This window comes from Rhodococcus sp. 05-2255-3B1, assembly GCF_002258545.1.
Taxonomy (GTDB): domain Bacteria; phylum Actinomycetota; class Actinomycetes; order Mycobacteriales; family Mycobacteriaceae; genus Rhodococcoides.
Genome location: NZ_NOZC01000036.1, coordinates 550,374 through 564,563, shown reverse-complemented (window position 1 = coordinate 564,563; position 14,190 = coordinate 550,374). Strand labels below are relative to the sequence as shown.

Sequence of the window (14,190 nt, the reverse complement as noted above, 5' to 3'; positions counted from 1 at the left end):
TTCTACGGTGTCTCGACGATGACGGTGGTCGCCTTGACGACAGCGACGGTGACCTTGCCGGGCTCGAGCCCCAGTTCGCGAACCGATCGGGTGCTCATCAGCGACACGATCGTGAACGGCCCGCACTGCATGCTCACCTCGCTCATCACCGCGTCCGAGACGACCTCGGTGACCAAACCCACGAGCCGGTTGCGGGCGGAGCTGCCACCCGACGAGATCTCGGGCGGAGGAACGGCATGTTCGCGTGCGTAGTCCGCGAGGTCGCGACCGGCGATGACCTTGCGTCCGGTCTCGTCCTCGAGCGCGGGCAGCGCTCCGCTGTCGATCCATCTGCGCACGGTGTCGTCACTGACACCGAGGAGGGCTGCGGCGTCACGAACGCGGACCGGGGGCACTGTCATCGGGGTGCAATCCCAGAAAACGTCCGCAAACAAGTCATGAGAGGCACCATATACCCGAATCTGCGGGTCTTTCGACTCGATCTCGGTGTCGGTGAGCAACACCGTTCGGTCGTCGACCGAATCGCCGCGTCACCCCGCCCGGACACTGCGCGGAATCTGCATGGAGTATTGGACGTTGGTACGTTCTCGGACGGTTCTGGCGATTCGACGCCGGCGGCCGAGCGCATCGGAAGGAATTTTCAGTGGCAGCGAAGCTGTGGGCAGTGAGCGACATTCACGTCGGACATCGGGGTAACCGACCCGTGACCGAAGACATCTTTCCCGAATCTCCCGACGACTGGCTGATCGTTGCCGGCGACGTGTCGGAGAAGACCGACGACATCAAGTGGGCGCTCGAGCTGCTCCGTAGCCGTTTCGCGAAGGTCATCTGGGTTCCCGGAAATCACGAGCTGTGGACGACGGTGAAAGATCCTGTCCAGATCCACGGCGCCGCCCGCTACGAGTACCTGGTCAACCTGTGCCGCGAGATCGACGTCGTCACCCCGGAGGATCCGTACCTGCGTTGGGAGGGTGAAGGCGGCCCGGCGACGATCGTGCCGATGTTCCTGCTCTACGACTACACGTTCTTGCCCCAGGGAGCGCGCGACAAGGAGCACGGCCTGGCGATCGCGCGAGAGAAGAACGTGGTCGCCACCGACGAATTCCTGCTGTCCTCGCAGCCGTACGCGACGCGAGATGCCTGGTGCCACGCGCGGATCGACGCCACCCGGGAGCGTCTCGATGCGTTGGACACATCCGTTCCGACCGTGTTGATCAACCACTTCCCGATGGTCCGGCAGCCCACCGAGGTGCTGTTCTACCCGGAGTTCGCGCTGTGGTGCGGGTCCACTCTGACGGCGGATTGGCACACGCGGTACAACGCGATCTGCTCGGTGTACGGACACCTGCACATCCCGCGGACGACCTACTACGACGGCGTTCGCTTCGAGGAGGTGTCGGTGGGTTACCCGCGCGAATGGCAGCGCCGCGGCCTGCCGAAGAACGTTCTGCGCCAGATTCTTCCGGTCCCCGAGTATCCGCCGGGTGCGTTGAACAAGTGGGGCGGACACTTCACGGTGACGCCCGAGATGGAGGCAGAGGTAGAAAAGATGAGGGCAGGCAAGTGATCGAATCGATACTTCCCAACGGCGTCGTCTCGGCCGAATTGTTCGCGGACCCACCGGGTTTGACGCCGCATCCGCTCGAAGCTCCGCTGGTGGCCAAGGCGGTGGACAAGCGCAAGCGTGAGTTCACCTCGGCTCGACACTGTGCTCGGGTGGCGATGGAGAAGTTGGGCGTGGAGCCCGCGCCGATCATGCGCGGCAAGTCCGGTGCACCGCAGTGGCCGAAGGGTGTGGTCGGATCCTTGACCCACTGCGACGGTTATCGCGGCGCGGTGCTGGCCTATTCGATGCAGGTGCGGTCGGTGGGGATCGACGCCGAGCCGCACGGCCCCTTGCCCGACGGCGTGCTCGAGGCGGTGAGCCTGCCGGCCGAGCGGGAGTGGCTGGAGGCGGCCGGTCGTGAGGACATCCACTGGGACCGAGTGTTGTTCTGTGCCAAGGAAGCGACGTACAAGGCCTGGGAGCCGTTGACCGGACGGTGGCTCGGTTTCGAGGACGCGCACATCACCTTCGAGCGAACCGGCTCCGGCGACGACCTCTCGGGAACGTTCCATTCCGAGTTGTTGGTGCCGGGCGACACCGTCTCCGGCCCGCCTCTGTCGGCGTTCGACGGTCGCTGGATGGTGGCCGGCGGTCTGGTGATGACGGCGATCTCGGTGATGTGACGGCCGGATTCGCGGGCCTGGCACAATGCTCTCTCGTGAGTGCCCGTGAAAAGATTTCGTCCGGTCTCGTCGGTGCCGGCCTCTTGGTGGTCGACAAGGGGCCGGGTGTGACGAGCCACGACGTGGTGGCGTCGTGTCGAAAACTGTTGCGCACCAGGAAGGTCGGCCACGCGGGGACTCTGGACCCCATGGCGACGGGCGTGCTGGTGCTCGGCGTGGAGCGTGCGACCAAGATGCTGGGATTGCTCTCGCTGACCACCAAGTCCTACACCGCGACCATCCGGCTCGGCCGGAGCACGACGACCGACGACGCCGAGGGCGACCTGCTGGCCGATGTCTCGGCCGTGCACGTCTCCGACTCCGAGATCCAGGCCGCGATCGCCGCCCTGACGGGCGACATCGAGCAGGTGCCTGCGAGCGTCAGCGCCATCAAGGTCGACGGGCAACGCGCCCACAAACTGTCCCGCGCAGGTGAGGAGTTCACCCTCGCCGCCCGCAAGGTCAGCGTCACCCGATTCGACGTGACCTTTAGGCGCGATGTCGTGGACAACGAATCGGCATTCGTCGACCTCGATGTCGAGGTGGACTGCACGTCCGGGACCTATGTGCGTGCCCTGGCGCGCGATCTCGGCGCTGCACTCGGCGTCGGCGGCCACCTGACCGTGCTGCGTCGCACTCGCGTCGGACCCTTCACCCTCGACCATGCGCGGACGCTCGAAGAGCTGGCCGAGAACCCGGCCGTGAGCCTGGACATCGACCAGGCGGCGCGAACGGCCTTTCCGCACCGGCAGATCGACGCGGGTGAGGCGGAGTCGTTGAGCCAGGGAAGGTGGCTGGATCCGGTCGGAATCGACGGGGTGTACGCGGCGGTCGATCCCACGGGTCACACCATCGCTCTGCTTCAGGAGAAGGGCAAGCGCGCCAGTTCGGTCATGGTGGTCCGGCCCGCGACCTTGCGCGGACACTGAAGCGAACCGACGTCAGTTCGCCGGAACCATCCAGATCGCTTCGGCGGCGCGGTGGCCGAGGTCGATCGAATCGGTGGCGTCGGTGCGGGCGAGCTCGATGGCGACGGTGCCGGCGTAGTCACGTCGTTCGACCACCGTGATCGGCAGGTCCAGCGTGATGCCGACGGAATCGAAGTAGCGGAGCATGGCCGGGTCGGAGTCGGAAATTCTGGCGACTCGGCCGGATTGTCCGTCGAGGTACTCGCTCAGGCGAGTCGCGGACGGAGTCTCGATCGCACCGTCCACCGACGGAATCGGGTCACCGTGCGGGTCCCGTTCGGGGTGACCCAGTTTGGCGTCGATTCGATCCATCATCAGATCCGAGACTGCATGTTCGAGAATCTCTGCCTCGTCGTGCACTTCGTCCCAGCCGTACCCCAGTTCGCGGACCAGATAGGTCTCGATCAGACGGTGCCGACGCACCATGCCGATGGCAGCCAGGCGGCCCTTCTCCGTCAACGAGATGGCTCCGTAGCGGGCGTGGTCGACCATGCCCTGGTCGGCGAGCTTGCGAATCGCCTCGGACACCGTCGATGCGGAAACGCCGATGCGCTCGGAGAGCATCTTGGTGCTGACGGAGTCCTCGCTCCACTCACTGGCCGTCCAGATGACCTTGAGGTAATCCTGCGCAACCGCGGACAGCTGGACGCCCTCGTCGGCCGGTGCGGGATCGTCTTTTCGTTGCGCCACGTCGCCGAGCTTAGGCAATCCAATGGAAAAAGACATCTCACCCGGCCGGAGCCACCGGTACCTGTCCGCGTCGGCGCACGGCGCGGACGACGATGCCCTGTGAGGGGCTGAAGAGGTAGGCAAGGACGAAGACCAACCCCTGAGTGAGCACGACGCTGCCACCGGAGGACACGTCGAGATAGAAGCTGGCGTAGATCCCCACCAGCGCGCAACCCACCGAAACAAGCGGTGCCAATACCAGCATGCGGCCGAAGCTGTGCGTGAGCAGATACGCCGACGCACCTGGGGTGATGAGCATCGCCACCACGAGAATCACGCCGACGGCCTGAAGTGCCACCACCGTCGTCAAAGCCAGCAGGGTCAGCATCACAGCCGAGATCACCGTCGGATTGATGCCGACGGCGCGGGCCTGGGTGCGGTCGAAGGCGAAGAGAGTGAAGTCCCGACGCTTGACGATCATGACGGCCAACGCGATGCCGCCGAGTACGAACACCTGGATCATGTCCGCCTGCGAGACGCCGAGCAGATTGCCGAACAGGATGTGGTTGAGGTCGATCTGGCTCGGAAACTTGGAGATCAGGACGACACCGAGCGCGAACAAGGTGGTGAAGACGACGCCGATGGCGGCGTCCTCCTTGACGATGGTGGTGTTGCGCACGACCCCGATGGCACCGACCGCGATGAGGGCGAACAGAAGAGCGCCGATCGCGAACGGTGCACCGAGCAGATACGACAATGCGACGCCGGGCAGCACGGCGTGCGAGACGGCGTCGCCCATCAGCGACCACCCGATGAGAACGAGCCAGCAGCTCAGCACCGCGCACACGATCGAGGCGGTCACGGTCACCAGGAGGGCCCGCTGCATGAAGGTGTATTCGAGTGGTTCGACGAGAAAATCGACGAGATACACGGTTCAGCTCGCTTCCGTGGTCGGGGTGGCCTGGGTTCGATTGCCTGCACCGAGTTGGTCGACCTTCGACGGGTCGATGCCGAAGGCCAGCGCCAGGTTCTCCGGACGCAGTACCTCGGCGGGACTGCCGTGCATCAGCACCCGTTGCTGCAGCAGAATCGCCTCGTCGCACAGATCCGGCAGAGCATGGAGATCGTGTGTCGACACGAGAACCGAGGCGCCGTGTGCGGCGAGTTCGCGGAGCAGCCGGGTGATGGTGGCTTCGGTCTTCTTGTCCACGCCGGCGAAGGGCTCGTCGAGCAACAGCAACGACGCCTCCTGGGCGATGGCGCGGGCGACGAACGCACGCTTGCGTTGACCGCCGGAGAGCTGACCGATCTGTCGGCTCGCGAGTTCGGCCAGATCGACGCGCTCGAGAGCCTCGTCGACCGCCCGTCGATCGGCTGCTCGGGGAGTGCGAAGAAAATTCTGCTTCCCGTATCGGCCCATCATCACCACGTCGCGCACGCTGATCGGGAACGTCCAGTCGACGGATTCGGCCTGGGGTACGTAGCTCACCGTTCCTGCCTTGCGCGCCCGAGCCGGGTCGCCGCCGAACACGGTGATCGATCCGGAGTTCGGCTTGACCACTCCCATGACGGCCTTGAACAGCGTCGACTTGCCCGATCCGTTCATGCCGACCAACCCGCACACCCGGCCCGGTGCGAGCGTCAGACTGGCATCGGTGAGCGCCACGACGTCGCGGTATCGGACATTGACGGTGTCCACCGCCAGCGCTGCCTCGTTCTCGTGCGGGGCCCTGAGATTCGGGGCCCCAGTGTGCTCGCTCATCGTTCTCCCACCAGTGCGTCGGCGATCAACCGTGCGTCGTAGCGCAGTAGGTCCAGGTACGTGGGGACGGGGCCGGCCGCATCGCTCAGTGAATCGACGTAGAGCTGTCCGCCGAACCGAGCGCCGGTGTCCTCGGCGACCTGCAGCTGCGCCTTGTCCGAGACGGTCGACTCGCAGAACACGGCGGGTACGTCGTTGTCGCGAACGAAATCGATGGTGCGGACCACCTGTTTCGGTGTGCCTTCCTGCTCGGCGTTGACCGGCCACAGGTACGCCTCCTGCAGATCGAAGTCACGAGCCAGATACCCGAATGCGCCCTCACAGGTGACCAGCGCACGTTGACGAGCGGGCAGTCCGGAGAGATCGGCGTCCAGCTCGTCACCGACCCGGCGGAGTTGCTCGACGTACGCCGCTGCGTTCGCGCGGTAGTCGTCGGTGTTGGCGGGGTCGAGCGCAACGAACGCGTCGGCGATGTTCTCGACGTACGTCTCGGCCACGACGGGGGACATCCACGCGTGGGGGTTCGCTTTGCCCGCGTACGCGTCGTCGCGGATGTAGATCGGATCCACGTTCGCACTCACCACGGCATGCGGTGCGGGGATGCGCTCGACGAATTTCTCGAACCAGGCCTCCAGCCCGAGTCCGTTGTCCAGGATCAACTCGGCCTGCTCCGCGGTGCGTAGGTCTCCCGGTGTCGGCTCGTAGCCGTGGATCTCGGCACCGGCTTTTGTGATCGATTCCACTCGAAGGTGGTCGCCGGCCACATTGGCGGCCATGTCGGCGAGGACGGTGAAGGTCGTCAGAACCAAGGGTCTGTCGTCGTCGAGCACAGTCGGATCGTCCTCTCCGACGGCGCGGGCGCAGCCCGTCGACGCTGCTACCAGTAGTCCAACCACGGCCCAGCTCGCAAGAATCCGTCCGGCGTGAAATCCACGCTGGCGAAGAAATAAGTTAGGCACCCCGAAATATTTACCGTGGGAATACCTTTTTGTCCATAGCAACCGCGCGCGACACGCCTGTCCGAGAGTGACCGAGCGGCCGTCGGGCCGTAGGCTTCGCGGTGTGCAGAGATGGCGAGGTCTCGACGATGTACCTGCCGACTGGGGCAGATGCGTGCTCACGATCGGCGTCTTCGACGGCGTTCACCGCGGGCACGCACAGCTGATCGAGCGAGCGGTGGGCGCTGCGAAGAAGCGCGGCGTTCCCAGCGTGCTCATGACATTCGATCCGCACCCGATGGAGGTCGTGCGGCCGGGAAGTCATCCCGCGCAGTTGACGACCCTGACGAGACGAGCCGAACTCGCCGAGGAACTGGGAATCGACGTGTTCTGTGTGATGCCGTTCACGCCCGAGCTGATGAAACTCACCCCCGAGCGGTACGTGCACGAGATTCTGATCGAACGACTCCACGTTGCCGAGGTCGTCGTCGGCGAGAACTTCACCTACGGCAAGAAGGCGCTCGGCACGGTGCCGATGCTCCGGAAGATCGGCGAACGATCGGGATTCGCGGTCGACGGAGTCAACCTGCTCGCCGAGCATGCCGTGACGTTCTCCTCCACGTACATCAGATCGTGCGTGGATGCCGGAGACGTCGCCGCAGCCGCCGCCGCGCTCGGACGGCCGCATCGCGTGGAGGGTGTCGTCGTGCACGGCGACGGCCGGGGTCGTCAGATGGGTTATCCCACAGCCAATGTCGCGCCACCCATGTACTCGGCCATCCCCGCGGACGGCGTCTACGCGGCGTGGTTCACCGTGCTCGGGCCCGGCCCGATCATGGGGACGGTCACTCCGGGGGAGCGGCACCCTGCGGCGGTGTCCGTGGGCACCAATCCCACGTTCTCGGGGCGCACCAGAACCGTCGAGGCATTCGTACTCGACGGCGAGGCCGACCTGTACGGGCAACATGTGGCAGTCGACTTCGTCGACCGACTGCGGGGCATGGAGAAGTTCGACTCGATGGAAGCTCTCGTGGAGGAAATGGGCCGCGACGCCGAGCGTGCCCGCTCGATCCTGGCGGCTAGCACGGCCTGATAGGCTGTCCCCTCGGTGCACGCTGCGGTCCGTGGCGGCTGTACCGGCTTCGATCCCGTCGTGTCGACCTCGGTCGTTCGATCGGGGCGCGTTGCTTCCTTTCACGCGGACGTCATTGATCAGGAGTAGTACCAGTGGCATTGACCACCGAACAGAAGAAGGCCGTTCTCGGCGAGTACGGCTTGCACCCCACCGACACGGGCTCGCCCGAGGCGCAGGTTGCAATGCTCACCAAGCGCATCGTCGACTTGACCGAGCACCTCAAGACGCACAAGCACGACCACCACTCCCGCCGCGGCCTGCTGCTGCTGGTCGGACGTCGTCGTCGTCTGCTCAAGTACATCGCGAAGGTCGACGTCACCCGCTACCGTTCGCTCATCGAGCGTCTGGGTCTGCGTCGATAGTCTTCGGAGACGCGAGGATGTCACCGATGCACCGTTCGACGCGCCGGTGCGCACCCGACTCGCAGCAATAGTGCAGTAGCCAACGAGGCAGTGCTTAGACTGTTCCTCGTTGGCTATCTGTGTTTGTACCGCAAGAAACAGTTCGACCAGCACGAGAAAGCGGATGCACGGCATCCGCACACCGCCGTGTATGCCTGTCACGCCGTGGTGACGGTCTTCGGTAGTGGCCTTTCGGATACGAGATCCGGTGGGCTTCGATCGATGGCCGCCTCCGCGTAGCCGCGTCCCGAGAGAAGCTCGGAGATGGACGGCACAGGTATGCCGCCGCAGCCAGGAGGGCTCGTGGTGTGTCCACGCGGGCACGGCAAAGACGAGAGGACGAGAACAGAACACATGTCGGAAACCACAACATTGGACGTCGAAGAAGGCGTCTACGAAGCAACTGCGATCATCGACAACGGCACGTTCGGCAAGCGGACCATCCGCTTCGAGACCGGCCGCCTCGCACAGCAGGCCGCAGGCGCAGTCGCCGCGTACCTCGACGAGGACACCATGCTGCTGTCGGCAACGACTGCAGGTAAGCACCCCCGTGAGGGATTCGATTTCTTCCCGCTGACGGTCGACGTCGAAGAGCGCATGTACGCCGCGGGCCGCATCCCCGGATCGTTCTTCCGCCGCGAGGGACGTCCGTCCACCGATGCCATCCTCACCTGCCGCCTGATCGACCGGCCGCTGCGTCCGACGTTCGTCGACGGACTGCGCAACGAGATCCAGGTCGTCATCACGGTCATGAGCCTCAACCCGGCCGATCTGTACGACGTCGTCGCGATCAACGCGGCATCGGCCTCGACACAGATCGCCGGACTGCCGTTCTCCGGCCCGATCGGCGGCGTTCGCGTCGCACTGATCGACAAGCAGTGGGTTGCGTTCCCCACCAACGAGCAGCTCGAGAAGGCCGTGTTCAACATGGTCGTCGCCGGCCGCATCGTCTCCGGCTCCGGTGCCGACGCAGACGTCGCGATCATGATGGTCGAAGCCGAGGCCACCGAGAACGTCATCGAGCTCATCGAGGGTGGTGCCACCGCCCCCAACGAGACCGTCGTCGCCGAGGGCCTCGAGGCATCGAAGCCCTTCATCGCCGCGCTGTGCACCGCGCAGCAGGAGCTCGCCGCCAAGGCAGCCAAGCCCACCGGCGACTACCCGGTCTTCCCGGCGTACCAGTCCGACGTCTTCGAGGCCGTGGAGAACGCCGCCAAGATCCCGCTGAACGAGGCGCTGACCATTGCCGGCAAGGCCGAGCGTGAGAACAAGCTCGACGAGGTCAAGGCTCAGGTCCTGACGTCGGTCGGAGACAGCTTCGCCGGTCGCGAGAAGGAAATCGGTGCGGCGTTCCGCGCACTGACCAAGAAGTCGGTTCGCCAGCGCATCCTCACCGATCACTTCCGCATCGACGGTCGCGGCATCACCGACATCCGCTCGCTCTCCGCCGAGGTCGCGATCATCCCGCGTACCCACGGATCGGCCCTGTTCGAGCGCGGGGAGACCCAGATCCTGGGCGTCACCACCCTCGACATGGTCAAGATGGCGCAGCAGGTCGACTCGCTCGGGCCCGAGACGTCCAAGCGCTACATGCACCATTACAACTTCCCGCCGTACTCCACCGGTGAGACCGGCCGCGTCGGTTCGCCGAAGCGTCGCGAGATCGGGCACGGCGCACTCGCCGAGCGCGCTCTGCTGCCGGTGCTGCCCAGCCAGGCGGAGTTCCCGTACGCCATCCGTCAGGTCTCCGAGGCGCTGAGCTCCAACGGCTCGACCTCGATGGGCTCGGTCTGCGCATCGACTCTGTCGCTGCTCAATGCCGGTGTGCCGCTGCGTGCCCCGGTCGCCGGTATCGCGATGGGCCTCGTGTCCGACGAGGTCGACGGCGAGACTCGCTACGTCGCACTCACCGACATTCTCGGTGCCGAGGACGCGTTCGGTGACATGGACTTCAAGGTCGCCGGAACAAAGGACTTCGTCACGGCTCTGCAGCTCGACACCAAGCTCGACGGCATCCCCTCCAAGGTGCTCGCCGGCGCGCTGTCGCAGGCCAAGGATGCTCGCACGACGATCCTCGAGGTCATGGCAGAGGCCATCGACACCCCGGACGAGATGAGCCCGTACGCACCTCGCGTCACCGCGATCAAGGTGCCCGTCGACAAGATCGGTGAGGTCATCGGGCCCAAGGGCAAGATGATCAACTCCATCACCGAGCAGACCGGTGCCAACATCTCCATCGAAGATGACGGCACTGTCTACGTCGGTGCAGCGGACGGCCCGTCCGCACAGGCCGCGATCGACATGATCAACGCCATCGCCAACCCGCAGCTGCCGAAGGTCGGCGAGCGATTCCTCGGAACCGTTGTCAAGACAACGGCTTTCGGCGCATTCGTCTCGCTGCTCCCGGGCCGCGACGGACTGGTGCACATCTCCAAGCTCGGCAACGGCAAGCGCATCAACAAGGTCGAGGACGTCGTCAGCGTCGGATCCAAGTTGCGCGTCGAGATCGCCGACATCGACAACCGCGGCAAGATCAGCCTCGTTCCCGTCGAGGACGACAACGCGGCTGCTCCCGCCGATGCTTCCGAGGCACCCGCCGAGGTCAGCGCTGAGTAAGAAGCAATCGAGTCGAACGGTACGTCCCCTCGGGACGTACCGTTCGGCCGTTCCAGAGAGCATCACCATCGATACGGGTGTGCAACGGACGACTCTGCCCGGTGGTCTTCGGGTCGTCACCGAGTTCGTGCCCGGCGTTCGCTCGGCTTCGGTCGGTGTGTGGGTCGGGGTCGGCTCACGAGACGAACAGCCCAGTGTTGCCGGTGCGGCACATTTCCTCGAACACTTGCTGTTCAAGTCGACTCCTACGCGTAGTGCGCTCGAAATCGCCCAGGTGATGGACGGCGTCGGGGGCGAGCTGAACGCGTTCACCTCGAAGGAGAGCACTTGCTTCTATGCGCACGTGCTCGACGAGGACGTGGCGCTCGCCATCGATCTCGTCAGCGATGTGGTGCTGCGTGGTCGGTGCCGATCGGCCGATGTGGACGTCGAGCGTCAGGTGGTCCTCGAAGAGATCTCCATGCGCGACGACGATCCGGAGGATCTGCTGGGAGATGCCTTCCTGGAAGCCATGTTCGGCGATCATCCGATCGGACGCCCGATCATCGGCTCCGTCGAATCCATCGAGTCGATGACGCGTGCGCAACTGCACTCGTTCCACGTTCGTCGATACACCCCGCAGCGCATGGTCGTTGCGGTTGCGGGCAACGTCGATCACAAGCAGATCGTCTCGCTCGTGCGCCGAGCGTTCTCCGGTCATCTGGACAAGGGCCTGAGGCCGGCCGAAAGACGTTCCGGTACAGCGCGATTGCGTAGCGCACCCACGTTGAGCCTGACCACTCGTGACAGTGAACAGGCCCACCTGTGCCTGGGTGTACGGGCGTTCGGTCGACACGAGGGGCACCGCTGGGCGTTGTCCGTGCTGAACTCGGCCGTGGGCGGCGGGCTCAGTTCTCGTCTCTTTCAGGAGATCAGAGAAGAGCGCGGTCTGGCGTATTCGGTGTACTCGTCGGTGGACACGTTCGCCGACAGTGGCGCCTTCTCCGTCTATGCGGGTTGCCAGCCGGAGAACTTGGGCGAAGTGACGACGGTGATCAGGGAAGTGCTGGCCAAGGTCGCCTCCGAGGGCATCACCGACGCGGAGTGCGCGCGGGCCAAGGGTTCGTTGAGAGGCGGATTGGTTCTGGGCCTCGAAGATTCGGGCTCTCGGATGAACCGGATCGGTCGTAGTGAACTGAACTACGGTAATCACCGCGACATCACCGACACGTTGGCGCGGATCGACAGCGTCGGCAACGACGAGGTGCGCGAGGTTGCAGCCGTGTTGCTCGAGCGTCCTTTCGGTGCCGCGGTGGTCGGCCCCTACAAGAACGTTCGCCAGCTGCCTGCGTCGGTCAGGTCCCTCGTTCGGTAGCGTCGGCGATCACGTCGCGCACTGCGCGGCGGGTCAACTCCGTCACCGCCGAAACGTCGGTGATCGGCTCCAGCGCACGGGTGGAGTGGAGCGCCGCTATTCCGTGCACGGAGGTCCACAGTCGCAGGGCTGTGAACTGTGGATTCTCCGGCGCAACGGCTTCGACCGCGTCGATCAACGCGTCGAACACCGGCCGCGACGCCAGCCGCAGGTTCTCGCCCGAGCCCTCGAGCAGGTCGTGCCTGAAGATGAGTGCGAACATCGCCGGGCGCTGCGCAGCGAACTGCACGTAGGTATGTGCCATCGCATCCAGTGACTCGCGGGGTGAAACGGCTTGTTGGGCCGCCGAGTTCAGCGCCAGCCCCAGGTCGACCAGACCGACTCGAGCCACCGCCGCGGCAAGTGCGCTCAACGTCGGAAAGTACCGTCTCGGTGCGCCGTGCGATACGCCCGCTTCGCGGGTGACCGCTCTGATGGTCAGCGCGCCCTGTCCCTCGCTTTCGAGCAGGCGAACACCCGCGTTCACCAGTCGAGTCCTGAGGTTGTCCGGCACGTAGACATTGTCTACTCTCGGTGTCGACGCTGTCCAGCCGAGAGGATCCGACGTGTGGTACCTGCTGTTCGAATACGTGTTGATCGGGCCGATTCTGCGCATTCTCGGTCGACCGAGAGTGTCCGGGACGCAGAATCTACCGACCTCGGGTCCGGTGATCATCGCGGGCAACCACCTCACGGTCGTCGACTCCTTCTTCCTCGTCCTCCTGGTGCGTCGCCGCGTCACCTTCATCGCCAAGAGCGAGTACTTCACGGGCCGGGGAATCAAGGGGGCGGCGCTTCGGTGGTTCTACAGCGCGACGGGTCAGGTTCCGGTCGATCGACGCGGTGCCGACGCGTCGGCACCGGCGCTCGCGGCGGCGAAAAGTATTCTGCGACAAGGGAAGGTATGGGCGGTGTACCCGGAGGGAACTCGATCGCCCGACGGACGGCTGTACACGGGCAAGACCGGCCTGGCGCGCGTCGCGATCGAAACAGGTGCCCCCGTCGTACCGTTGGTGATGCACGGAACGCTCGCCGTCAATCCGGTCGGCTCGAGAATGTGGCGTCCGGGAAAGGTGCGCATGGTCGTCGGCGAACCATTGGATTTCACGAGATACGCAGGGGGAGAGAACAGCAAGGCCATTCTGCGAGCGGTCACCGATGAGGTGATGGCGGCGCTGGCGAACCTGTCGGGGCAAGAATACGTCGATGTGTACGCCGCGTCGGTCAAGGAAGCGGCATGAGAAACTCGGACGTGTCGGCACGAGGCAGAACAGTCCTCGTCACCGGCGTAGGCCGGCGGCAGGGAATCGGCTTCGCTGTCACCCACCGTCTGCTGCAGGACGAGACCACCCGCGTCTTCGCGCACTCGTGCGACGGCTACGACGCCACCGAGCCGTGGGGAGCAGGCACACCGGGAGCGAGGAAGGTGTTGGCCGAGTTGTCGATCGCCGACGACAGGCTCGGCCACCTCGACATCGATTTCGTCGATCCCGCGGCACCGGCAGCCCTGTTCGACGCGGCCGAATCCAGGCTCGGTGCGATCGATTCTCTGGTGGTCAACCATGCGCGGTCGCAGGTGGGTGATCTGGATTCGATGACGGCGGAGTCGCTCGACCTGACCTGGGCGGTGAACGTGCGAGCGTCTTTGCTCCTGGTTCAGGAATTCGTGCGGCGCTACGTGGATCATCCCGACGGTGGTCGCGTCGTACTGTTCACCTCCGGGCAGAACGAAGGGCCCATGCCGACCGAAATTCCCTACGCAGTGAGCAAGGGTGCCATTGCGTCGATCACCTCTACGCTGGCCGATTCGGTGATCGAGCGAGGCATCACCGTCAACACGATCAATCCGGGTCCGACCGATACCGGCTGGGCCAGTGCGGATCTGGACGAGTTCGTTTCACGCCACATGCCGCGCGGTCGGTGGAACTCTCCCGACGAGGCCGCGGCCGTCGTGGCGATGCTGCTCTCGCCCGATTCGGGCTCGATCACCGGTCAGGTGATCGGGGCCGAAGGCGGATTCCGACGCTTCACGCCTTGACG

General features: G+C 65.0%; 15 protein-coding genes. 9 read left to right on the top strand and 6 right to left on the bottom strand.

The features are described from left to right. Nucleotides 1-2 precede the first annotated feature (2 nt). Nucleotides 3-401 (bottom strand): molybdopterin-binding protein, encoded by a 399-nt coding sequence (locus tag CH249_RS23450; RefSeq protein ID WP_032398374.1) that lies wholly within the window; start codon nt 399-401, stop codon nt 3-5. A gap of 242 nt (nt 402-643) precedes the next feature. On the opposite strand from CH249_RS23450, the gene CH249_RS23445 reads away from it, so the two are divergent. Genes CH249_RS23445 through truB form a run of 3 tightly spaced genes read left to right on the top strand, consistent with a single transcriptional unit; the run spans nt 644 to nt 3,197 of the window. Further along, nucleotides 644-1,567 (top strand): metallophosphoesterase, encoded by a 924-nt coding sequence (locus CH249_RS23445; protein ID WP_032397841.1) that lies wholly within the window; start codon nt 644-646, stop codon nt 1,565-1,567. Continuing rightward, nucleotides 1,564-2,229, top strand: coding sequence for a 4'-phosphopantetheinyl transferase Npt (gene npt / locus CH249_RS23440; protein WP_094631758.1), 666 nt, complete (start codon nt 1,564-1,566; stop codon nt 2,227-2,229). Before CH249_RS23445 ends, npt begins: the two co-directional genes overlap by 4 nt. Nucleotides 2,230-2,264: 35 nt before the next feature. After that, nucleotides 2,265-3,197 (top strand): tRNA pseudouridine(55) synthase TruB, encoded by a 933-nt coding sequence (gene truB / locus CH249_RS23435; protein ID WP_094631827.1) that lies wholly within the window; start codon nt 2,265-2,267, stop codon nt 3,195-3,197. Between the two features lie 12 nt (nt 3,198-3,209). On the opposite strand, the gene CH249_RS23430 is transcribed toward truB, so the two are convergent. Genes CH249_RS23430 through CH249_RS23415 form a run of 4 tightly spaced genes read right to left on the bottom strand, consistent with a single transcriptional unit; the run spans nt 3,210 to nt 6,626 of the window. Continuing rightward, nucleotides 3,210-3,962 (bottom strand): metal-dependent transcriptional regulator, encoded by a 753-nt coding sequence (locus CH249_RS23430; RefSeq protein ID WP_371828393.1) that lies wholly within the window; start codon nt 3,960-3,962, stop codon nt 3,210-3,212. A 1-nt stretch (nt 3,963) separates the two neighbouring features. Next, nucleotides 3,964-4,836, bottom strand: coding sequence for a metal ABC transporter permease (locus CH249_RS23425; protein ID WP_094631757.1), 873 nt, complete (start codon nt 4,834-4,836; stop codon nt 3,964-3,966). A 3-nt stretch (nt 4,837-4,839) separates the two neighbouring features. Continuing rightward, complete coding sequence (locus CH249_RS23420) at nt 4,840-5,667, bottom strand: metal ABC transporter ATP-binding protein (RefSeq protein ID WP_045195510.1); 828 nt, start codon at nt 5,665-5,667, stop codon at nt 4,840-4,842. Further along, nucleotides 5,664-6,626 (bottom strand): metal ABC transporter substrate-binding protein, encoded by a 963-nt coding sequence (locus CH249_RS23415; RefSeq protein WP_373453526.1) that lies wholly within the window; start codon nt 6,624-6,626, stop codon nt 5,664-5,666. The genes CH249_RS23420 and CH249_RS23415 overlap by 4 nt, the downstream gene beginning before the upstream one ends. Before the next feature lie 103 nt (nt 6,627-6,729). On the opposite strand from CH249_RS23415, the gene CH249_RS23410 reads away from it, so the two are divergent. The 4 genes from CH249_RS23410 to CH249_RS23395 all read left to right on the top strand — a co-directional run bounded on the left by CH249_RS23410 (nt 6,730) and on the right by CH249_RS23395 (nt 12,111). Next, nucleotides 6,730-7,698, top strand: a complete 969-nt coding sequence (locus tag CH249_RS23410; protein ID WP_176459297.1) for a bifunctional riboflavin kinase/FAD synthetase — start codon at nt 6,730-6,732, stop codon at nt 7,696-7,698. A gap of 134 nt (nt 7,699-7,832) precedes the next feature. Then, nucleotides 7,833-8,102 carry a 30S ribosomal protein S15 gene (gene rpsO / locus CH249_RS23405; protein ID WP_032397847.1) on the top strand — a complete coding sequence of 90 codons (270 nt, stop codon included), beginning with the start codon at nt 7,833-7,835 and terminating at the stop codon, nt 8,100-8,102. A gap of 393 nt (nt 8,103-8,495) precedes the next feature. Next, on the top strand, nt 8,496-10,757 hold the full coding sequence (locus tag CH249_RS23400; protein WP_045195505.1) for a polyribonucleotide nucleotidyltransferase: 2,262 nt from the start codon (nt 8,496-8,498) through the stop codon (nt 10,755-10,757). Then, nucleotides 10,720-12,111, top strand: coding sequence for a pitrilysin family protein (locus tag CH249_RS23395; RefSeq protein WP_179272755.1), 1,392 nt, complete (start codon nt 10,720-10,722; stop codon nt 12,109-12,111). The genes CH249_RS23400 and CH249_RS23395 overlap by 38 nt, the downstream gene beginning before the upstream one ends. Here CH249_RS23395 and CH249_RS23390 read toward each other — a convergent pair. Further along, on the bottom strand, nt 12,092-12,664 hold the full coding sequence (locus CH249_RS23390) for a TetR/AcrR family transcriptional regulator (protein WP_254924386.1): 573 nt from the start codon (nt 12,662-12,664) through the stop codon (nt 12,092-12,094). The genes CH249_RS23395 and CH249_RS23390 overlap by 20 nt on opposite strands. 52 nt (nt 12,665-12,716) lie before the next feature. Here CH249_RS23390 and CH249_RS23385 point away from each other — a divergent pair, with 52 nt between their 5' ends. Both CH249_RS23385 and CH249_RS23380 read left to right on the top strand, forming a co-directional pair. Then, nucleotides 12,717-13,391 carry a 1-acyl-sn-glycerol-3-phosphate acyltransferase gene (locus CH249_RS23385; protein ID WP_094631756.1) on the top strand — a complete coding sequence of 225 codons (675 nt, stop codon included), beginning with the start codon at nt 12,717-12,719 and terminating at the stop codon, nt 13,389-13,391. Further along, on the top strand, nt 13,388-14,188 hold the full coding sequence (locus CH249_RS23380; RefSeq protein WP_094631755.1) for an SDR family oxidoreductase: 801 nt from the start codon (nt 13,388-13,390) through the stop codon (nt 14,186-14,188). Before CH249_RS23385 ends, CH249_RS23380 begins: the two co-directional genes overlap by 4 nt. Nucleotides 14,189-14,190: the final 2 nt, after the last annotated feature.